Annotated in this window: 20 protein-coding genes; 14 read left to right on the top strand and 6 right to left on the bottom strand. The window is 36.6% G+C overall.

Annotated features, from left to right (window positions below):
* Positions 1-29 precede the first annotated feature (29 nt).
* The 9 genes from A6M14_RS14405 (at position 30) to A6M14_RS09715 (ending at position 8847) form a co-directional block, all read left to right on the top strand.
* The gene (locus tag A6M14_RS14405; RefSeq protein ID WP_188110890.1) at positions 30-233 is read left to right on the top strand and encodes an RcnB family protein; all 204 of its coding nucleotides are present in this window, start codon (positions 30-32) and stop codon (positions 231-233) included.
* A 124-nt stretch (positions 234-357) separates the two neighbouring features.
* Positions 358-1710 carry an amino-acid N-acetyltransferase gene (argA, locus tag A6M14_RS09680; protein ID WP_152874739.1) on the top strand — a complete coding sequence of 451 codons (1353 nt, stop codon included), beginning with the start codon at positions 358-360 and terminating at the stop codon, positions 1708-1710.
* Between the two features lie 335 nt (positions 1711-2045).
* Positions 2046-3014 (top strand): sulfonate ABC transporter substrate-binding protein, encoded by a 969-nt coding sequence (locus tag A6M14_RS09685; protein ID WP_152874740.1) that lies wholly within the window; start codon positions 2046-2048, stop codon positions 3012-3014.
* A gap of 18 nt (positions 3015-3032) precedes the next feature.
* Positions 3033-4022: an aliphatic sulfonate ABC transporter substrate-binding protein gene (locus A6M14_RS09690; protein WP_152874741.1), complete on the top strand. Its 990-nt coding sequence runs from the start codon at positions 3033-3035 to the stop codon at positions 4020-4022.
* Between the two features lie 13 nt (positions 4023-4035).
* A complete protein-coding gene (locus A6M14_RS09695; protein ID WP_152874742.1) occupies positions 4036-5040 on the top strand; it encodes an aliphatic sulfonate ABC transporter substrate-binding protein in 1005 nt (334 codons plus the stop codon).
* A 30-nt stretch (positions 5041-5070) separates the two neighbouring features.
* On the top strand, positions 5071-6246 hold the full coding sequence (gene ssuD / locus A6M14_RS09700) for an FMNH2-dependent alkanesulfonate monooxygenase (RefSeq protein ID WP_152874743.1): 1176 nt from the start codon (positions 5071-5073) through the stop codon (positions 6244-6246).
* Positions 6246-7061 carry an aliphatic sulfonate ABC transporter permease SsuC gene (ssuC, locus tag A6M14_RS09705; protein ID WP_152874744.1) on the top strand — a complete coding sequence of 272 codons (816 nt, stop codon included), beginning with the start codon at positions 6246-6248 and terminating at the stop codon, positions 7059-7061. The genes ssuD and ssuC overlap by 1 nt, the downstream gene beginning before the upstream one ends.
* A gap of 13 nt (positions 7062-7074) precedes the next feature.
* The gene (locus A6M14_RS09710) at positions 7075-7878 is read left to right on the top strand and encodes an ABC transporter ATP-binding protein (protein ID WP_152874745.1); all 804 of its coding nucleotides are present in this window, start codon (positions 7075-7077) and stop codon (positions 7876-7878) included.
* Positions 7879-8220: 342 nt separating this feature from the next.
* Positions 8221-8847: a TetR/AcrR family transcriptional regulator gene (locus A6M14_RS09715; RefSeq protein WP_152874746.1), complete on the top strand. Its 627-nt coding sequence runs from the start codon at positions 8221-8223 to the stop codon at positions 8845-8847.
* Between the two features lie 57 nt (positions 8848-8904).
* On the opposite strand, the gene A6M14_RS09720 is transcribed toward A6M14_RS09715, so the two are convergent.
* Entirely contained in the window at positions 8905-9474 is a 570-nt protein-coding gene (locus tag A6M14_RS09720; RefSeq protein ID WP_152874747.1) for a 5'-methylthioadenosine/S-adenosylhomocysteine nucleosidase family protein, read from the bottom strand.
* Positions 9475-9620: 146 nt separating this feature from the next.
* On the bottom strand, positions 9621-10751 hold the full coding sequence (locus tag A6M14_RS09725; RefSeq protein WP_152874748.1) for a TDT family transporter: 1131 nt from the start codon (positions 10749-10751) through the stop codon (positions 9621-9623).
* A 209-nt stretch (positions 10752-10960) separates the two neighbouring features.
* Here A6M14_RS09725 and ribF point away from each other — a divergent pair, with 209 nt between their 5' ends.
* The 5 genes from ribF to A6M14_RS09750 all read left to right on the top strand — a co-directional run bounded on the left by ribF (position 10961) and on the right by A6M14_RS09750 (position 16559).
* Positions 10961-11962, top strand: coding sequence for a riboflavin biosynthesis protein RibF (gene ribF / locus A6M14_RS09730; protein WP_152874749.1), 1002 nt, complete (start codon positions 10961-10963; stop codon positions 11960-11962).
* Between the two features lie 64 nt (positions 11963-12026).
* Positions 12027-14873, top strand: a complete 2847-nt coding sequence (gene ileS, locus A6M14_RS09735; protein ID WP_152874750.1) for an isoleucine--tRNA ligase — start codon at positions 12027-12029, stop codon at positions 14871-14873.
* On the top strand, positions 14866-15408 hold the full coding sequence (lspA, locus tag A6M14_RS09740) for a signal peptidase II (RefSeq protein ID WP_152874751.1): 543 nt from the start codon (positions 14866-14868) through the stop codon (positions 15406-15408). The genes ileS and lspA overlap by 8 nt, the downstream gene beginning before the upstream one ends.
* On the top strand, positions 15401-15883 hold the full coding sequence (locus tag A6M14_RS09745; protein WP_152874752.1) for an FKBP-type peptidyl-prolyl cis-trans isomerase: 483 nt from the start codon (positions 15401-15403) through the stop codon (positions 15881-15883). The genes lspA and A6M14_RS09745 overlap by 8 nt, the downstream gene beginning before the upstream one ends.
* Before the next feature lie 133 nt (positions 15884-16016).
* Positions 16017-16559: an NADPH-dependent FMN reductase gene (locus A6M14_RS09750; protein WP_152874753.1), complete on the top strand. Its 543-nt coding sequence runs from the start codon at positions 16017-16019 to the stop codon at positions 16557-16559.
* A 237-nt stretch (positions 16560-16796) separates the two neighbouring features.
* On the opposite strand, the gene A6M14_RS09755 is transcribed toward A6M14_RS09750, so the two are convergent.
* From A6M14_RS09755 to A6M14_RS09770, 4 genes are all read right to left on the bottom strand, one after another.
* The gene (locus tag A6M14_RS09755; RefSeq protein WP_152874754.1) at positions 16797-17114 is read right to left on the bottom strand and encodes an ankyrin repeat domain-containing protein; all 318 of its coding nucleotides are present in this window, start codon (positions 17112-17114) and stop codon (positions 16797-16799) included.
* A 109-nt stretch (positions 17115-17223) separates the two neighbouring features.
* Positions 17224-17928: a GGDEF domain-containing protein gene (locus tag A6M14_RS09760; protein WP_152874755.1), complete on the bottom strand. Its 705-nt coding sequence runs from the start codon at positions 17926-17928 to the stop codon at positions 17224-17226.
* Positions 17837-18955, bottom strand: coding sequence for a hypothetical protein (locus tag A6M14_RS09765; protein ID WP_152874756.1), 1119 nt, complete (start codon positions 18953-18955; stop codon positions 17837-17839). Before A6M14_RS09765 ends, A6M14_RS09760 begins: the two co-directional genes overlap by 92 nt.
* Positions 18956-19140: 185 nt before the next feature.
* Positions 19141-20490, bottom strand: a complete 1350-nt coding sequence (locus tag A6M14_RS09770) for an aromatic acid/H+ symport family MFS transporter (RefSeq protein WP_152874757.1) — start codon at positions 20488-20490, stop codon at positions 19141-19143.
* Positions 20491-20828: the final 338 nt, after the last annotated feature.

The following is a 20828-nucleotide window of genomic DNA, read 5'->3' on the forward strand; positions in this document are numbered from 1 at the left end:
ATTTATGAAGGAAGTCTAATGATCAACGAATTGATAGGACTTTACCCAAACCATCGTGGGACTGGAAAGTTGGTCAAGATCTTCCAGCGCAATTCAGATCTGAATATTATCAAGTAAAAAGCAATGACTCTCCACGCTTGTATTCTGTTGGTTCTGACGAACAGTGGTATCGTATAAATGGCGATTATGTTTTAGCTGATGATGATTATGAAATTCTAAAAATCCTTAAATAAATTAACGTAATTTATTTCAAAAACCACCATTATATTTTTATTGGTGGTTTTTTAATTTCTCAATATATTTTATTTTTAGTCAAAATCGAAGATACTTTAATTATTCAAATTAATTGAGATGGGTATGACCGTCAATACATCTGAAACTTCACACAGCCTGACGTTGCAATATGTACACTGGTTTCGACACTCTGCACCCTACATTAATGCTCATCGTAATAAAACTTTTGTCATTATGTTCGATGGCGAAGCCGTTCAACACGATAATTTTCAACATGTTATTCATGATATTGCTCTCTTGCACTCGTTAGGTATTCGCCTTGTGTTGGTTCATGGTGCACGCCCACAAATTTCGCAAAACCTAAAAATAAATAATATCGATACACCATTCCATAACAATAAGCGCATCACTACGCGTGAATCTCTAAATTCAATTATGAATGCTGTTGGTTCAATTCGCCTACAAATTGAAGCCTTACTTTCTATGGGATTAGCCAATTCACCCATGTTTGGTGCAAGGATAGATGTCGTTTCAGGTAATTTTGTTACAGCCAAACCCTATGGCATTCGTGATGGTGTCGACTATCAACTTACAGGTGAAGTTCGTACACTCGATACAGCAGCTATTCATCGCCATTTAGATAATCAAAATATTGTGGTTCTTGGCCCAACAGGATATTCAACAACAGGTGAAGTATTTAATTTACTTGCAGAAGAAGTTGCAACAAAAGCAGCGATTAGCTTAAAAGCAGACAAACTCATTTTCTTAGGTAAACATCATGGTTTATCTAATGAAAATGGACAATTATTACGTGAAGTTTTACCTCATCAAATAGATCAATTTATTCAGCAATACCAAGAGCAAAGTCCAAATCGGGCATTACATTTAAAAGGTGCAAAACTAGCATCGCTTAATGGTGTAAACCGTGTTCATCTTCTTTCTTATAGTTATGACGGTGCTTTAATAGAGGAATTATTTACTCGTGATGGCTCAGGCACCATGATTACCGATGCGCATTATGAAGAAGTACGTATGGCAAACATTCATGATGTCGGGGGGTTGATCAACCTACTCCGCCCACTCGAAGAAGAAGGAATTTTGGTTTACCGTTCACGTGAACGTTTAGAAAATGAAATTGAGCAATTTGCTGTCATTGAACGTGATGGAACAATATTAGCTTGCGCTGCCTTATACCCAATCCCAACAGCAGAAAATGAAATTAAATCTGCTGAAATTGCATGCGTTGCGGTTCATCCTAGTTATAGAAAGTCGAACCGTGGTAGCCAAATTTTGCATTATCTTGAAGCAAAAGCAAAAACAATGAGCATCAAACAGTTATTTATTTTAACGACGCGTACTGCACATTGGTTCTTAGAACAAGGCTTTGAAAATGCAAGTGTTGATGATTTACCTAATACACGACAAGCACTTTATAACTATCAACGTAATTCAATTGTTTGTAAAAAGTCACTTTAAAAGTGGCTTTTTAATTTTCGATATATCTTTATTTCTCATATCTTAATCATAGAAAAAGCGTACAAATATTACGCTCCCACTAAATCACTCAAATAAAATACCCTCACCTTTTCACATGATATTTTTTATTTATAAATTTCAATATCTTGTGATTTTTCCACATAAATTTTCGATATGAATGTTTATTCATTCATTGAATAAGCTTTGCTCATTTTTATTTATCTTTTTTTTTCATTAGAAATTCCCGAATAGTTATTTTTTCCGAAAAAGAAAAATGATTAGTTTAGGTGCTCATTCCCATCCCTATCATTTTATTGTTTCGGAGTAGATTCACCATGAGTAACATCAATGCACGATTTTTGACTAAAGGACTTCTTCTTTCTTCTCTAGTTGCAAGTGCAATGATGATGACTGCTTGTGGGAAAAAGGAAACTGAAACCGTTACTTTAAATATTGGTTTTCAAAAATATGGCATTTTACCAATTTTAAAAGAACGTGGTTCTTTAGAAACCACATTAAAAGATCAAGGTGTAAATATTAAATGGGTCGAGTTTCCAGCTGGTCCACAATTACTTGAAGGGTTAAATGTAGGTAGCGTTGTATTTGGTGAAGCAGGCGAAGCTCCTCCAATTTTCGCACAAGCGGCTAACTCTAATATTGTTTATATTGCGAACCAACCTGCAGCGCCAAAAGCAGAAGCTTTAATTGTTCAAAAAGATTCTAAAATTCAAAATATCCAAGATTTAAAAGGCAAACGTGTTGCTTTAAATAAAGGCTCAAACGTTCATTATTTACTTTTAAAACTTTTGGAAGCAAACAAATTAACACTCAATGATATTGAAGTGGTTTACCTACCACCATCTGATGCTCGCGCTGCATTTGAACGCGGTGCTGTAGATGCGTGGGTGATTTGGGATCCGTTCTTTGCAGCAGCTGAACATCAAATTGGCGCTCGTGTTTTAGCGACAGGTCAAAATATCGTGAGTAATCATCAGTTCTATTTAGCAGATCGTAAATTTGCAGAACAAAATCCAAAAGTATTAGAAAGCGTTGTGAAACAACTAAATGACACAACTATTTGGGTGAAAGATCATCAAGATGAAGCAGCGAAATTATTAGAAAAACCAACAGGGCTACAACTTGATGTTTTAAAAACATCTATTGGACGTATGGCATTTGGTGTGAAGCCAATTTCAACAGAAGTGGCTAAAGAACAACAATACGTTGCAGATGCGTTTTATCAGCAAAAACTCATTCCAAATAAACTGAACATTCAAGCCGCTATTTTAAGTAGCTCAAAATAAAAAATAGGAAGATGAAAAATGGGGCTATTTAAAAATTTTGGTGTTATTGGTGTTACTGCACTAAGTGTGAGTTTAACTGCTTGCCAAAAACAAGAAGCAAATACAAGCAGCCAAAATAAAAACACCGTAAATGACGAGGTTAAAACATTAACTTTAGGATTTCAAAAGTCGGCAGCTAACTTTTTAGTCGCTCGCCAACAGAAAATCTTAGAGCAAGAATTTCCACAAACTAAAATTGAATGGAAAGATTTTCCCGCAGGACCTCAATTATTAGAAGCTTTATCTGTAGGTGCAGTAGATGTTGGTGTAGTAGGAAATACGCCACCAATTTTCGCTCAAGCAGCAGGTAAAGAATTAACCTATGTTGGTTATGAAGTTCAGCCAACCGTTAACCAAGCAATTCTTATTCATAAAGATAGCTCAATCAAAAATATTCAAGATTTAAAAGGCAAACGTATTGCGCTACAAAAAGGCTCAAATATGCATGAATTTCTTGCCAATGTTTTAAATAAAGCAGGCTTGAAATGGAGCGATATTGAGCCTATATGGCTACCACCTGCAGATGCGGGCGCTGCTTTTGATAAAAAATCAGTAGATGCATGGGCAATTTGGGAACCAAACCTAACGACAGCCATTGAAACAACTCAGGCAAAAACACTCATCGATGGACAAGTTTTTCCTAAAACGTACTTGTATTACGTTGCACATCCAACCTTTGCTCAGGCACATCCTGATGCGATTAAAAAAGTCATTAAGAGCTTAAATCAAGCCGATGAATGGATTATTAAAAACCCTGATGAAGCGTTAAAAACCTATGTGGCAAGCACAGGTCTTGATAAAAAAATTGCTCAAATTGTTCTGAACAAACGCTTAAAGCCCTCTTTGGTTTATCCAATAAATGAAGAAGTGATTAAATCTCAGCAAAAAATTGCTGACTTATTTTATTCAGAAAAACTTCTTCCTAAACAAATCAACATTCAAGATGCTGTTTTAAACAGCACTCAATAATAAGGAAAAAATAATGAGCCCATTAAAAACATCTGCACTTATTGGATTAGCTACAATTAGTCTTGGGCTTACTGCATGCCAAAAACAAGAAACCGCTAAAACAGAAGTAAATTCATCAGAAAATAAAGACGTCGCTCCTGAAATTAAAACTTTACAAATTGGTTTCCAAAAATCTTCTTTAGGTTTGTTGGTGACTCGTGAACAAAAGTTTTTGGAACAAGAATTTCCAAATACCAAAATAGAATGGCGTGAATTTCCTGCTGGCCCACAAATGTTAGAAGCCCTAGCTGTTGGCGCTGTAGATTTTGGTGCAGTAGGAAATATTCCTCCTATTTTTGCTCAGGCAGCAAATAAAGATTTAGGTTATGCCGCTTACGAAGTTTATCCATCAAGCTCATTAGGTTTAGTGTTGCCAAATGACTCGAAAATTAAAGATCTTAGTGAATTAAAAGGTAAACGCATTGCTCTGCAAAAAGGCTCAAGCGCACATGAGTTTGTCACCAAGGTTCTACAAAAAGCAGGTCTAACTTGGCAAGACATTCAACCTATTTGGTTACCACCTGCAGACGCTCGAGCTGCCTTCGATAAAGGTTCTGTTGATGCTTGGGCTGTATGGGATCCGTATCTATCGGCAGTTGAATTAACAAGTAAAGTCAAAGTACTGATCGACGGCTCAGCCTTCCCTAAAACTTATTCGTACTTTATTTCGAATCCTAAATTTACAACGGCACATCCTGAAGCAACGAAAAAAGTTATTCAAAGCTTAAACAATGCCGATACATGGATTTTAAACAACCAAACGCTTGCTGTTGATCTATTTGCTAAAAACACAGGTCTAAGTCAAGAAATTGCACAACACTCTTTTGACCGTCGCTCAAAACCATCTCCTATTCGTACATTAAATGCAGAGATCATTGAGTCTCAACAGAAGATTGCAGATCTATTTTTTGCAGAAAAACTCATTCCTAAACAAATCAAAATTCAGGATGCTGTTTTGAATTCTGAATCTAGTCACTAATTTTTTAAATATTAAGCAAGGAAATTTGACATGAAAATTTTTTGGTTCATCCCAACACATGGCGATAGTCGTTATTTAGGTACGAGCAAAGGTGCTCGTCAAGTTGATCATGCTTATATGAAACAAATTGCTGTAGCAGTTGATAACCTAGGTTATGAAGGTGTTTTAATTCCAACAGGTCGTTCTTGTGAAGATCCATGGATTACAGCTGCAAGCCTAATTGATGCAACAAAAAATCTTAAATTCTTAGTGGCTTTACGCCCAGGTGTAACAACGCCTGCACTTGCAGCTCGTATGGCATCTACCTTTGACCGTCTTTCAAATGGTCGTGTTTTGCTTAACCTTGTAACAGGTGGCGATGAACAGGAACTTCGTGGTGATGGCTTATATGAAGACCACGCTACACGTTATAAAACAGCCGCTGAGTACACGAAAATTTGGCGTGAAATTTTGACACGTTCACATACGGGTGAATCTTTTACATTCCACGGCGAACGCTTAAGCGTAGATGATGCAAAACTTCTATATCCACCAGTTCAAGAACCACATCCTCCACTGTGGTTTGGCGGTTCATCTGAAGATGCTATTGAGCTTGCTGCAGACCAAGTAAATACCTATTTAACCTGGGGTGAACCACCTGCAGCAGTAAAAGAAAAAATTGCTGTTGTTAAAGCAAAAGCAGAAGCAAAAGGTCGTGAACTAAATTACGGTATTCGTTTACATGTCATTGTTCGTGAAACCAACGAACAAGCTTGGGCGGCGGCTGAAGAGCTTCTTCAATATGTAGATGATGCAACCATTCAAGCAGCACAAGCAAAATTCAAAACCATGGATTCAGTTGGTCAGCGTCGTATGGCAGAACTGCATAATGGTGATCGAACTAAACTCGAAGTTTCACCTAACTTATGGGCAGGTGTTGGTCTTGTTCGTGGTGGTGCAGGTACAGCGTTAGTAGGCGATCCAGAAACTGTTGCAGCTCGAATTCAAGAATATGCAGACTTAGGTATTGGCACGTTCATTTTCTCAGGCTATCCACACCTAGAAGAATCAATTCGTTTTGCTGAACTTGTATTCCCTCTTCTTCCTTTAGAAACGCGTAAAAAACTTGCTCAACCGAATTTGACAGGTCCTTTCGGTGAAATTGTGGCAAATAACTATGTTGCAGATGAAGCGAAAAAAGAAATTAAAAATAAGGAGCCGGCTTGATGTCTAAGAAGATCTCCGTTGATACCTTAATTGACAAAAAGGTTTCACGTGGAACAATTTTTGGGCAGCGTTTGCTGCCTTGGTTGTTCCCTGCTGCACTTATTTTAATTTGGCAAATTGCATCAAGCACAGGACTTTTAGAAAGTCGAATTTTGCCTGCTCCAACAGCTGTCATTACTGCTTTTTGGACATTACTTGCAAGTGGCGAACTATGGGAACACGTTAAAGTCAGTGCAGGTCGTGCATTACTCGGTCTATTTGTTGGCGGAGGCTTAGGCTTACTTTTAGGCTTATTAAATGGCTCATCTAAAATTGCATCTACATTGCTAGACACTACTTTACAGATGATTCGTAACATCCCTGCACTTGCATTAATTCCATTGGTTATCCTTTGGTTCGGCATTGATGAAACAGCAAAACTATTCCTTGTTGCAATTGGTGTATTTTTCCCAATTTACATCAATACCTATCATGGTATTCGCTCTGTAGACCCACAGCTCATTGAAATGGGTAAAAGCTACGGTTTAACACGTTGGCAGTTATATAAAGAAATTATTTTACCTGGTGCAATGCCATCAATTCTTGTAGGTTTGCGTTTTGCTTTAGGTCTTGTTTGGGTGCTTTTAATTGTTGCAGAAACTATTTCAGCACAATCAGGTATTGGTTATATGACCATGAATGCACGTGAGTTCTTACAAACAGATATTGTACTTGTCGGTATTCTACTTTATGCACTTTTGGGCAAATTAGCAGATGTATTGGCTGTAGGTTTAGAAAAGTATTTACTTCGCTGGCATGCAGGCTATCAAAAATAATAAGGAAAACATGATGACAGATTTAAGTGTTGAACTTCAGGTAAGCGAGTCTGAAACGCATAAACCAAACTCTGCTGACATCAATCCAAATGCAGTGATTGGGGCAGAAATTTTCATAGAGCAACTGTATAAATTTTATGGTCAAGTTAAAGTTTTAGAAGACTTAGATTTACACATTAAGCCAGGTGAGTTTCTTGCAATTGTAGGTCGAAGTGGTTGTGGTAAAAGTACCCTACTTCGCTTAATTGCAGATTTGGAACAACAAAGTTACGGTGAAATTAAATTTAAATCTGCTCGTCATCTTCGCGAAGGCATTACCAGTGATGATATTCGTGTCATGTTCCAAGATCCACGGCTTTTACCATGGCGAAACATTGAAAAAAATGTACAACTAGGCTTACCTAAAGAGCGTCATGAAAATGCTTCAGAGCTTCTCAAAAAAGTGGGGCTAGAGGAAAAAGCAGACTTGTGGCCTACTCAGCTATCAGGTGGTCAACGTCAACGTGCTGCGCTTGCTCGTGCCCTTTCACATAAGCCACGAATTCTATTATTAGATGAACCCTTAGGTGCATTAGATGCTTTAACACGTTTAGAGATGCAAAACCTCATTGAAAAGCTTTGGACTGAACAAGGTTTCACTGCAATTTTAGTTACACATGATGTTAGTGAAGCCGTTCAATTGGCAGACCGTATTATTTTGCTAGACAAAGGACACATTGCCAAAGAGTTTAAAGTTGATTTAGCAAGACCTCGCCAAAAGGGAATTGACTTCACTCATTTAGAACAACATGTTCTCAATGCCGTTTTAGCAACCTAATAAAACTGAATCTTCTAAGTTCATGTTGAATTTAGAAGATTTTTTGTTTGTAACATGTAATTTGACTATTTAATAAATATTTAAAATGAAAAATTGGTTTTTTAGAGTAAAAACTCTTAAAAATCACTAAGCTCTTTGAAACATATGTATAAAAATGAAATTTTCTTTTTATATTCACTTGTCAAAGTATCAGTTAAATATGTCGATTCCATCTCAATTTAATAGATTTCCTTTAAAATTAATTTCTTTTTATACGCAAAATACAAATTTAGATTATCCACAAATCTGATGATTTGCCGTACAATTAACGATTCCCCTTTTTTCATTGTTTTAAGTTTGCTAATGGAACAAAAAAAGAGTACTCAAAAACGTCAACAGCTACTTAGTGCAGCGTTGGACGTATTCTCAGTCTACGGCTTTAGCGGCGCTAGTTTAGATGAGATTGCTCAAATTGCAGAAATGCATAAATCGAATATTTTCTACTACTACGAAAATAAAGAGGCTTTGTACGTAGAGGTGTTAACCACAGTTCTGCAAAAATGGCTTGCGCCTTTACAAACCCTTGAATCTGAACTTGAGCCAGATGAAGCAATTACCAACTATTTAATGCAGAAAATTGAAGTCTCTCGCACTCAACCTAAAGCATCTCGTTTGTTTGCACTCGAAATTATTCAAGGTGCACCACATATTCTTGAGATCTTAAAAGGGCCATTGAAAAAGCTTGTTAAGCGTAAAGCGAAAGTGATTATCATGTGGCAAGAGCAAGGTAAGATTTCTGCAGATATTGACCCAGAGCTTTTAATTTTAAATATCTGGTCAATTACTCAAAACTATGCAGATTTTTCAATACAAATGGAAATGGTAACGGGTAAAACCTTACGTAACCGTAGTATGCAACAGCGTATTATTCAACACACTGTTCATATGATACTTTACGGCATTCTTCCACGTCCTGAAAAAGTAAGTTAGTCCCATTAAACATTGATTGGCATACGACCATAGCCTCTATGGTCGCCGACCCTCTTTCTATTCCCTTATTGTTTTATATAATTCTAATAGTTTTTTTGCACCCAATAACAAATTTTCTTCCCAATCTAAATGCGCTGTATCATTTGCACCATCGGTAATGTACTTCACTGAAATTAAACGTACGCCTAGTTTGTTACAGACTTTCGCAAGTGCGTAGCCTTCCATATCAACTAAATTACACTCGACTTTCGGCTGACCCGTTTCAAAATTATCGCCTGTTCCGCAAATACCTTTAGCTAAATGCTCAAAATAAGGTTCTAAAGTAATTTCCGCAGGATAATCTGTATCTACAGGTGTCACACCAACTTTAAAACCAAGTGGTGAAACATCCATATCACGTTGAACAAATTGCGTAACTTCAACCAGTGCATGTGCATCGAAATATGAACTGCCTGCCGTACCCAAATTCAAAATGGTTTTACAGCCCGTTTTTTGAATTACTTCAAATGCTTTAAAAGCAGCATTAATTTTACCAATTCCACTGTAATGAACTTCAATTCCAGCTTGCTCAAATAATCCTTTTGACTCATTGGGTAAAGCCATAATCAGTGCTAAATCTGAAGTCATTTTTATCTCATTACCTATTTAAATTGTTGCTCATTAAAGAGGATTCATAGCATCAGTGCAAATGTATGCGCATCTTTGAAATATAAAAAAATCCTGATCTTGTGAAAGATCAGGATTTTAATGGGGGAGAGATTTACAGCCGTCTTTTACTTATTTTCTAAATATGTTTTTAAACAAGGTGAAAAAATTAAATGTCCTTGGTAAAAACCTTTAAATGTTTTACTTGCCACAATAATCCATAACATCACTAAAGCTGTGGCAAAGGCATAACCAAATACATAAATGAAATGTAAATGAGTTTGATGCGCTAAATTTAAAATGGCTAAGGTGAATACGCCCAATGGGAAGGTTAAACCCCACCATCCTAAGTTAAATGGTAAATCTTGCTGTGCATGTTTTAAAGTTGTTAAAACTGCAATGCCTAACCACCACAAACCAAAGCCAATGAGAATTAAGCTCGCAATTAAACCTGCTTGTTGTGCAAATAGACCTAAACTTTCCATACCAATGACACTTAGAACTTGTGGAGCTTGCTCGCCTAATACAAGTAAAGCTAAAGCACCTGTTCCAATAGGGCCCAAAGCCAACCAACTGCTTATTGCCAATTCTTTACTAGGTAATTGATGTAATGCCAAACGCAACATTAAGATGGTTAAAATTGCAAATGCAGGCAGAACAGAAATCCCCCATAACATATAGCTTCCAAACAAAATACCGACCACTTGTTGTGTTGCATCAATATGTCCCAATAACAAACCACCTGAAGTTGCAGCAACCTCACAAGCCACAATGGGAAGCAACCAAACAGCGGTCATATTATTTAGCTGATGTTGTTGTCGGTTATACATACAAAATGGAACAATCCAAGCAATTGCCACAGCTAAAAATACATCGACATACCAAAGTGCATGTGCAATATGTACGGCAACATCACCATATAAAGGAATACCAAATTTTAAAAATCCATTTAAGATAGTGGCAAGTCCCATAGGAATTGCGCCTAAGAACAAACTCATTACAGGATGTTTAAATATTTGTTTGGCTTCATCTGTATACATGATCCAACGCAAAATATATAAAACGCTGAACACACTAAATAACAGAATATTGAACTGCCACAATGCAGTTCCTAAAACCCAAGTGAAGGATTCAGCAATTGGAAATTCAGGCAAAATTAATGCAACCACACCCGTTCCCATCACTGCGGTGAACCAATTTGGTGTAAAATGACGAATCACGTCATGCATCTGCTGAAGTTGATAAAATGGTTTTTGCATCACTGAATCCTCATTGAGTGGTGATAAAATCATTCTACGATGAATTTTAAATAAGAAAAATTGATTAATTATTATTTTAAGTATAAGTAATGTTGATATACAATTTAATTTAACTCAAAAATCTCTTGAGTAAAAACAGAACAACAAGACGTAATCGTGAGAATATGGCAATATATAGCCCTCATAAATTTAAACCTTTTAATTTAGTCATGAAGCTACTCCGCCTGAATGCTTTAGCACCAAATAATCAATTGCCAAAAACAGCTGTGACCATTGGCAATTTTGATGGCGTGCACCTTGGGCATCAGGCTATGATTGCTCAGTTAAAAAGCATTGCATCACAACAAAATTTAAAAACAGCAGTGATGATTTTTGAGCCACAGCCTTTAGAATTTTTTAAAGCCTATGATGCGCCTCCACGTATTAGTTCATTGCGTGAAAAAGTAGAATATTTAACTGAACTTGGTATCGATTATATTGTTGTCGCAAAGTTCGACAATACCTTTCGTAGCTTAAGTGCAGAAGAGTTTGCATCTTTACTCAAAAACAAACTCAATGCGACGAGCTTAGTTTTAGGCGATGACTTTCACTTTGGCAAAAACCGCCAAGGTAATAGCGAGTTTTTAAAAGATTATGGCTTTCAAGTCACCAACTTAAATACGGTAGAACTTGATGGCGAACGTGTAAGTTCAACACGTATTCGTCAAACCTTACAATCAGGCGATTTAGCGCTTGCTGCCAAATTATTAGGTCGCCCATATAGCATCACAGGTCGTGTGCAATATGGTGATCAAATTGGTCGAACCATTAATTTTCCAACCATTAATGTTCGACTTAACCGCCACAAACCATGTTTACATGGCATTTATGGCGTAGATGTAATATGCGAAACTACATCTTTGAAAGATAAAGTTAAAAATGAAAATCCTCAAAAATTAGGGATTGCAGGCTATACCCCAACATCATTATTTGGTGCAGGTCATGTCGGCACTCGTCTTGCCATTCAACAAGAACATCCTGAATGGCGATTAGAAGTACATTTTCCCGATGTTTCTGCTAATCTGTATGGCCTATTAATGCGGGTGACATTCTTAAACTATTTACATGGCGAAAAGAATTATCCTTCGCTTGAAGCACTCAAAGCAGGAATTGATGATGATACAAAGGAACTCCTTGAGTTTCGAAGTAATCACCCCCATTTCCCGTTTTAAACTCCCCATTATTCTATTGTAAAACGCGTCAGTCTAAGGCTGATAAATTTGGAAGAAAACTTGCATGAGCGATAAGCAAACTCCTGAAAATGCAGTGGATTACAAAGCCACGCTAAACCTCCCAGGTACTGAATTTGCAATGAAAGCAAATTTGGCAGTACGTGAAGCTAAATGGTTAGAAGAGTGGTATGCCGACAACATTTATCAGCAGATTCGTGCGTCGCGTATTGGCAAGAAAAAATATGTACTTCACGATGGCCCTCCATACGCAAATGGTCAAATCCATTTAGGTCATGCAGTTAACAAAGTACTCAAAGATATTATTATTAAAAGCCGTGTGATGGATGGCTTTGATGCACCGTACGTACCAGGTTGGGACTGTCACGGTCTTCCAATTGAACTGAAAGTAGAAGAAAAAGTGGGTAAAGTTGGCGTAAAAGTAGATGCATCTACTTTCCGTAAAGCTTGCCGCGAATATGCTTACACACAAGTTGAACTTCAAAAGAAAGACTTCGTGCGTATGGGCGTGTTCGGTGATTGGGACAACCCATACTTAACAATGAACTTCAAACAAGAAGCCGACATCGTTCGTTCACTTGGCGCAATTGCAAAAGCGGGTCACATCGAGCCAGGTCTTAAACCTGTTAACTGGTGTTTAGATTGTGGTTCATCACTCGCTGAAGCTGAAGTTGAATACGAAGATAAAAAATCAGATGCAATCGACGTTGGTTTCACAGTTGTTGATTTAGCAGATTTATCTGCACGTTTAGGTATTGAAGTAGCTGATCGTACTGACATCGTGATTTGGACAACAACACCTTGGACAATGCCTGCCAACCAAGCTGTTGCACTTCATGCTGATATCGAATATCAACTTGTTAAAGCAACTGGCGAAGAAAAAGCTGCACAAAACTTCATTCTTGCAAAAGACCTCGTTGCTTCTGCAACTGAACGTTATGGCTTCACTGCATTTGAAGTACTTGCAGATTTCACAGGTGCAAAACTTGAAAATCTTATTCTGCAACATCCTTTAATTACTGAGCGTCAAGTTCCTGTCATTTTAGGCGAACACGTGATTGCAACCAGTGGTACAGGTGCAGTACATACAGCACCTGGTCATGGTGTGGACGATTACAAAGTTGGCTTACAGTACAACTTAAAAGTTGAAAACCCTGTTGGTGGTAATGGTGTGTATTTACCAACGTCTCCGTTATTTGCAGGCGAACACATCTACAAAGCAAACCCTAAAATTATCGCTGCTTTAACTGAAGCAAACAAACTTTGGGCGCATGTTGTTATTAAACATAGCTACCCGCATTGCTGGCGTCATAAAACACCTATTATTTTCCGTGCAACACCGCAATGGTTCATCAGCATGGATGCAAAAGGTCTACGTCAAAATGCATTAAATGCAATTGAAAATGACATCAGTTTTGTTCCAGATTGGGGTAAAAACCGTATTCAATCTATGATTGAAGGGCGTCCTGATTGGTGTATTTCACGTCAACGTACATGGGGCGTGCCAATCCCATTCTTTGTCCATAAAGATACGAATGAACTTCACCCGCGTACACCTGAATTGATTGAAGAAGTTGCAAAACTCATTGAGCAAGAAGGTATTGATGGTTGGTATAACCGTGATGCTTCTGAGTTCATTGGTGCTGATGCTGAACAATACAATGCAGTACGCGACACGCTAGACGTTTGGTTCGACTCAGGTACAACACATTTTGCTGTACTTCGTGAACGTGAAGACTTAACAGATCCTGCCGATTTGTACCTTGAAGGTTCAGATCAACACCGTGGTTGGTTCCAATCTTCATTGTTAACGTCTATTGCGATTAATGAACGCGCACCTTACAAAGGCTTGTTGACACACGGTTTCGTGGTCGATGAAAAAGGCCGTAAGATGTCGAAATCAATCGGTAACGTAATCACACCGCAAGACATCATTAAAGATATGGGTGCAGATGGCCTACGTTTCTGGATTGCATCTGCCGATTACCGTTATGAAATGACGGCTGGTAAAGAAATCTTTAGCCGTGCATCTGATGGCTACCGTCGTATCCGTAACACACTACGTTTCTTGCTTGCTAACTTGAATGGCTTCAAACCATCAACAGATGCATTGCCTGTAGATCAATTGATCGCACTTGATCAATACATCTTACAACGTGCCGCAGAAGTTCAAAAAATAGTTCAACAAGCCTACGAAGATATGAACTTCCATATCGTCACCAATGCCTTGACTAACTTCTGTATCAACGACTTAGGTGGTTTCTACTTAGACATCATTAAAGACCGTCAGTACACAACTAAAGCCGATTCAGCAGCGCGTCATTCTGCACAAACTGCGTTGTATCACTTGGTACAAGCATTTGTACGTTGGATGTCGCCAATCTTGAGCTTCACTGCACAAGAAGCTTGGCCGTTAATCCCTGAGCAATCAGAGAAATATGTGTTCACAACTGAATGGTATGACATTCCTGTAGCATCAACTGCGAACTTAATTTCAGAAGAACAATGGCAAACATTAATTGCCGTTAAATCTGCAACGAATAAGCACATTGAAGCAGCACGTAATGCAAAACTTGTAGGTTCGAATCTATCTGCAAAAGTTGAGCTTTGGGCAACTCCAGAATTAAAAGCTGTTCTAGATCGTTTAGATGATGAACTTCGTTTTGTCATGATTACTTCACAAGTGATTGTGAATGAGTTTGATGCAGCACAAGGTGAAGCATCTGAACTTGAAGGTTTACGTGTGAAAGTTTCTGCTGCAGATGGTGAAAAATGCGCACGTTGCTGGCATGTGCTTCCAGATGTAAATACACATTCTGCACATCCAGGTCTTTGTTCTCGTTGTATTATCAACCTTCCTACAGGTCAAGGCGAAGAGAGAAAATATGCCTAATCCACAAAATAAAAAGGGCTTATTCCAATTCTACCCGCACAATTTAGTGTGGGTGGGCTTATCTATTGTGGCGATTATTATCGATCAATGGACAAAATGGATTGCCAGTACAAGTCTCAATTATGCAGACCCTGTGCCGGTCCTGCCCTTTTTAAATTGGACATTACTACATAACTATGGCGCAGCCTTTAGTTTCTTGTCCGATGCTGGTGGATGGCAACGTTATTTCTTTACCTCACTTGCAGGTTTAGTGTCTGTTGTTTTTGTATTTTGGCTCATGCGAATGCCAAAAACTGTGAAAGTTTTACCCATTGCGATTGCCCTTATTTTAGGTGGTGCAATTGGTAATTTAATTGACCGTGTAAGCTTGGGCTACGTGGTCGATTTCATTCACGTTTATTACAACAATAATCACTTTCCTGCATTTAATATTGCAGACAGTGCCATTACGCTTGGCACCATTTTATTATTAGTGGATACATTTTTCTTAGAGAAACAACGTATTCAACGTGCTGAAGTGCAAAAAAATGACTGATTTTATCAATCCAAATGAAGAAACACGCATTGAAGATGGCTCAAAAGTAGCTTTACACTTTTCTGTAGCCATTGAAAATGGTGTAGAAATTGACAATACGCGTAACCGAGAAGAACCTGTAAGTTTGGTGATGGGCGATGGCAGCTTATTACCTGGTTTTGAAAAAGCATTATTTGGTTTACGTGCCGGTGACCGTCGTACTGTTAGTCTTTTACCAGAAGATGCATTTGGTCCTTGGAACATTGAAAACGTACAAAAGTTTGACACGGTTAAATTCGAACAACGTCCTGTTGAAGGTCATATGATTGAGTTTGAAGACAAAGCAAAACAAAGCTTATATGGTGTTGTTAAAACTGTAGGTGACGTTATTACTGAAGTCGATTTTAACCACCCTCTTGCAGGTAAAAACATTACTTTTGAAGTTGAAATTTTCAAAGTAACTCCTGCAGGTCAACAAGGCGTGAAATTGATGTAATTCAATTTAAATAAAAAGGCTTCTTCGGAAGCTTTTTTTATATCTGATGATATTAGATACAAATTCCCCATACACACCAAATAGTTATTATAATAATTTCATAAACATTCATTAAAAAACATAGGCTTTATAAATGAAAATTCAAGTTGTTGTGGGAAGTGTTCGTGAAGGTCGTACTGCAATTAAAATTGCACGTTGGATTCAAAAAAGCATCGAATCTTATGATTTTTCGACTGTAGAAGTTGAACTTGTCGATTTAAAAGAATGGGATTTACCTATTTTTGCAGGTGCACACCCTCCAATGACTGGCATTTATGACCAACCTAAACAACAAACTTGGGCAGATAAAATTGCACAAGGCGATGCTTTTGTTTTCATTAGCCCTGAATATAACCATGGTTACAGTCCTGCACTTAAAAATGCCTTAGATTATCTAGGTAAAGAGTGGGCAGGAAAACCTGCTGCATACGTAAGTTATGGCGGTTCAAATGGCTCTCGTTCTATTGATCAAATTCGTCAAGTTGCAACGCAACTAGGTTTAGTCGATAGCAATGCAGTTATAGAAATTCGTGATATTTTTGCACGTAATCAAACTGAAGAATTTGAACCAAATACTTTTGATGAGCGAGCGCTAAAAGCTGCATTTGATAAATTAGTTCAATATGTTAGCGCATAATTTGTATTATTTTTAAGCATAATCGTACGTTTATGCTTACATGGTTTGATGAGATTTGTCGCTATTCAGGCTTATTTTTTCAAGCTATATTTAAATCATCAGGAAGCAGGAAGTTTCCCAAACAAAAAACTAAAATAATAAGTTTGAGCATCAGGACGTGAGGTACGACAGGAGTTATACCTAGAACACGAAATACAAAGAAACCCCAACAGGATGTTGGGGTTTCTTTTTTTATATCTATAATTTTTGAGCTTTTAAATAATCTACAATTTCAGTATTTCCAGCCATTTCTGCAAGCTCTAAAGCGGTATATTGCCCTTTATAAGCAATATCTACACCTTCATTGACTAGAAGCATCACAACATCTAAATAGCCATTTTCTGCGGCAGCTTGTAATGCGCTATAACCATCATCATCTGTTGTATTTACATCGGAACCATTTGCTAAGCTTTTTTCAACCTCAGCTAATTCACCAAGTGAAGCCCAATACACAAGTTCAGGAAGATGTAGTTCTTCATCATCTTCAGGAATTGGGGAAAATGAGTTAAGTTTCATAAAAATATCATCCTATTTAAACCGATTTTATCGTCTATAAATATCTAAATATATTGATTAAATAGACCTCTAATTTTCTATTAAAAAATACATCTTTTCTATTCATGTCTTATTTCACAACAACACATGAACGCTTATATTTAGCTTGATACAAATGCTGATCTGCAGTTTTCATGAGCATTTCAATATTAGAATAAGTGTTTTCACTATCAAGAACTGCACCACCAATACTTAAACTCACAACTTGCTTTTCATCTACACGATATAAATGCTCTAACTCTAAATCAATTACTGCATTTAGGCATTGATTTGCAAATTCTCTAGCCATTTCTATATTCATATCGTCGATAAGAATAGCAAATTCTTCTCCGCCATACCGTGCGATAAATCCATTTTTTGGAAGCTCTTTTCTTAAAGTTTCAACTAACTTTTTAAGAACGTCATCGCCTTTTAAGTGCCCATAGCCATCATTATATTTTTTAAAGTAATCGACATCTAACATGAAAAATGCAAAATTTTTATGTTCCTTAGTAGCACGTTCAAATCTTTTCTGGATTTCATTATTTAATGCATAACGGTTAAAAGCACCAGTTAAGGCATCTAATTGAACCTGTAATTGTAATTTATTATTTAACTCAACGACTGTTCGGGTACGCTCTATAACTTTTTGATCTAATGTACGGTTGAGCTTAATTAACTGTTGGTTATATAAAATAACATTATCACTTTGAATTGCATAATCTCGGCTCAGCTGTAAAGTGACTAAAATAAAGACATGATGTATAAAATGCAATTTCAACAGAGTGAATGACATTCAAACCCAATAAATAATCGTGAATAAAAGTACAACAGACAATAAAAATAGCAAATGCATTTACTTTTGAAAATTTAATATTATCTCGATATAACAGGTAAATACCGTGCAACATATTCAAAAATAATAAAATAGACAGTGAAAAAGATTTAAAAAATAAATTTTGAAATATAATTGGCTGTTGGGTCAGTGTAACTAAAATATTTAAACCTATAACCAATGTAAGCAATTGATAAACGAAACGGTTTACAAAATTTGGCAATGCTAAACGTAAATAAGTGAGAAAAAAAACACACACTAATTCAGTTAAAAAATACTCTAATCTAGTTCCTAAAACCCAATTAATAGACGTGAATAGAGTATAAGTGAAAGGAACTGCAAAAAAGCTCCTTAAACTAAGGCACAATATAAACAACCCCAAATACAGTAAATTTAATACCTGTTGCCCTCTCGACAAACGATATATCGAAAATAAAATCATAAACAAAGCAATCATCATGAGCATGCCACTCACCCAGATTGTTAAGATCATATTTTTATAAAAATCTTTTCTTATTTGACGATCATATCCAATATAAATTGGATTTTCTAAACCACCTCGTATCTGCTGATAACTTGAAAATATAATTTCAACTTCAATGTTTTTTGATGATGATACAAAATTTATAAGCTTCGGTGACATCACTGTTTGATGTTGCTGACGATCACCAACTGTACCAATTTCAACCATTAGCTTATGATCAATATAAAGCCGATATGCACCATATTGATAAGGTATTTCTAATGCCAATACCTGATTTACCGCATGATCTGGAATTGAGAATTGCTTTTTAAAAACACCGTGATCACTCACTTGACCTGTGATATTTAAAAATGAAGCGGGTAAATTTACAGAAATAGGTTTCTCTTTTAAAGTTCCCGTCAGACTTAATTGCTTTGGATAATACTCCCAACTTCCAGCCAAGGTCGTAGAATTTTTAGCATCAAAATTCAATATATGCACTTCTGCAAAAGTAACTGTGCTCACACATAATATGTATAAACTTAAAAGATACTTTATGAGCCTAAGAAACATATTGTCGAATTTCATATCAAATTTCGAATAGATTTTAACACTTGTCATGAACAAATATTTTTTATCCTGCATTCCATTCATCAAAAAAAACATCCCTTTAAATAAAGAGATGTTTTTTAATACAAATAAATGAAAAATTATGCTTTAACCGGAACTGCTTCAATCACTTCAATTTTTGCAGGTTCATCATCATGCATAATTAATGCAACAGCAATTGCCGTGATTAATACAGGTAAACCTACAGCTATAAAATTAAAATGAGCAGGTAAACTCATACCAAGTAATGCACCAATTAAAATTGGACCTACAATTGCCCCCATACGCCCAATTGCCGATGACCAACCAATTCCTGTTGAACGTACTGCAAGTGGATAATACTGAGCCACATAGCTATATAGAAGCATTTGTGAGCCAATTGAAGCGGCACCTGCTAAGAATACTAAAATATAAAGTAAGATTTGATTAGATTGGAAACCCATTAAACTCATTACAATCGCCCCCATAATGCCCAAAAACATCAATACAGGCTTTAAATGAAAACGATCTGCTAAAATTCCACCACCCACAATGCCAACAACAGCGCCAACATTCATTACTAGCATGAACATCAAACTATTATCCATTGAATAACCAGCAGCCATCATAAGCTTAGGCAACCAACTGCTTAATGCATACATTGTTAATAAGCAGCTAAAAAATGCCAACCAAAATAATAAAGTGTTTTTAGCGCGACCACGTCTAAATAAGCTTGCAACATTCGCAGCTTCAGGTACATCAACCTGATGTAATTCAAATGTTGTGTCTTCTTTTACTGTCACCTTAGGTGCCAATTTACGCACAATTTGACGTGCTTGTGCCTGTTTGCCTTCTTTCACAATAAAAGTTAAAGATTCTGGAAGGAATTTCCAAATTATAGGGAGTAAAAATAATGGAATCCCTGCAATAAAGAACATAATTTCCCAACCAAAACTTGGTGTAAACCATGACCCCAATAGTGCAGCCATCACACCACCTACAGCATAACCACTAAACATAGTGGTCACTAAGGTACTACGCATTTTTTGGGGTGCATATTCAGAAGTTAATGCAACTAGATTTGGCATAACTCCACCAATGCCTAAACCCGCCAAGAAACGTAAAATAGCAAACTCTGTAGGATTCGATGCAAATCCACCTGCAAAAGTTAGACCACTAAAAAGTACAATACAAATCATGATGACTTTTTTACGACCAATTTTATCTGCTAATGAGCCAAAAATCATTGCACCAAACATCATACCAGCTAAAGCAGTACTCGCTAACATACCTGCTTGCACTGCACTTAATCCCCAATCATCCATTAATAATGGTAAAACCACACCGTTAATTGCTAAATCATAGCCATCAAAAAGAATAATAAGTAAGCACCACGCGACAACCCTAAAATGAAATGGAGTAAATTTTGCGTGATCAATAATTTGATTAACGTTTAATACTTGATGAGTCATTCCTTACTTCCTGTAAGTTCAGTGTTTCAATTAATCCAATAGCAGTCCATACAGAGAAGCATTTTATTTTTATATATCTATCAACCACACTTTGCTATTGGGAGAGAAACTATAATTTTTACATAAAATCAATAATAAACAATTGAACCATAGTCTAAAAAAACCTTTAAAAATATATATTTAATTCATTATTTAAATAAAGAGGTCACATATTTATTAGAATATAACGATGAATATTTATACTTTTATTAAGATATCTCCTCTCAATATTCATAATTCCATTAACATCTCTTATTTTTCACATTTCTAATTTTATATGCATAAAAAAACACCCCCTG

The organism is Acinetobacter portensis, from assembly GCF_009372215.1.
Classification (GTDB): Bacteria; Pseudomonadota; Gammaproteobacteria; order Pseudomonadales; family Moraxellaceae; genus Acinetobacter; species Acinetobacter portensis.

What these genes read in the sequence shown, in the direction of transcription:
- A6M14_RS09770 (WP_152874757.1), bottom strand. Translation starts at nt 20,490, where the DNA reads ATGACTCATCAAGTATTAAACGTTAATCAAATTATTGATCACGCAAAA.
- A6M14_RS09750 (WP_152874753.1), top strand. Translation starts at nt 16,017, where the DNA reads ATGAAAATTCAAGTTGTTGTGGGAAGTGTTCGTGAAGGTCGTACTGCA.
- A6M14_RS09710 (WP_152874745.1), top strand. Translation starts at nt 7,075, where the DNA reads ATGACAGATTTAAGTGTTGAACTTCAGGTAAGCGAGTCTGAAACGCAT.
- ribF (WP_152874749.1), top strand. Translation starts at nt 10,961, where the DNA reads ATGAAGCTACTCCGCCTGAATGCTTTAGCACCAAATAATCAATTGCCA.
- argA (WP_152874739.1), top strand. Translation starts at nt 358, where the DNA reads ATGACCGTCAATACATCTGAAACTTCACACAGCCTGACGTTGCAATAT.
- lspA (WP_152874751.1), top strand. Translation starts at nt 14,866, where the DNA reads ATGCCTAATCCACAAAATAAAAAGGGCTTATTCCAATTCTACCCGCAC.
- A6M14_RS09725 (WP_152874748.1), bottom strand. Translation starts at nt 10,751, where the DNA reads ATGCAAAAACCATTTTATCAACTTCAGCAGATGCATGACGTGATTCGT.
- ssuC (WP_152874744.1), top strand. Translation starts at nt 6,246, where the DNA reads ATGTCTAAGAAGATCTCCGTTGATACCTTAATTGACAAAAAGGTTTCA.
- ssuD (WP_152874743.1), top strand. Translation starts at nt 5,071, where the DNA reads ATGAAAATTTTTTGGTTCATCCCAACACATGGCGATAGTCGTTATTTA.
- ileS (WP_152874750.1), top strand. Translation starts at nt 12,027, where the DNA reads ATGAGCGATAAGCAAACTCCTGAAAATGCAGTGGATTACAAAGCCACG.
- A6M14_RS09720 (WP_152874747.1), bottom strand. Translation starts at nt 9,474, where the DNA reads ATGACTTCAGATTTAGCACTGATTATGGCTTTACCCAATGAGTCAAAA.
- A6M14_RS09745 (WP_152874752.1), top strand. Translation starts at nt 15,401, where the DNA reads ATGACTGATTTTATCAATCCAAATGAAGAAACACGCATTGAAGATGGC.
- A6M14_RS09755 (WP_152874754.1), bottom strand. Translation starts at nt 17,114, where the DNA reads ATGAAACTTAACTCATTTTCCCCAATTCCTGAAGATGATGAAGAACTA.
- A6M14_RS09685 (WP_152874740.1), top strand. Translation starts at nt 2,046, where the DNA reads ATGAGTAACATCAATGCACGATTTTTGACTAAAGGACTTCTTCTTTCT.
- A6M14_RS09695 (WP_152874742.1), top strand. Translation starts at nt 4,036, where the DNA reads ATGAGCCCATTAAAAACATCTGCACTTATTGGATTAGCTACAATTAGT.
- A6M14_RS09760 (WP_152874755.1), bottom strand. Translation starts at nt 17,928, where the DNA reads ATGTCATTCACTCTGTTGAAATTGCATTTTATACATCATGTCTTTATT.
- A6M14_RS09715 (WP_152874746.1), top strand. Translation starts at nt 8,221, where the DNA reads ATGGAACAAAAAAAGAGTACTCAAAAACGTCAACAGCTACTTAGTGCA.
- A6M14_RS09690 (WP_152874741.1), top strand. Translation starts at nt 3,033, where the DNA reads ATGGGGCTATTTAAAAATTTTGGTGTTATTGGTGTTACTGCACTAAGT.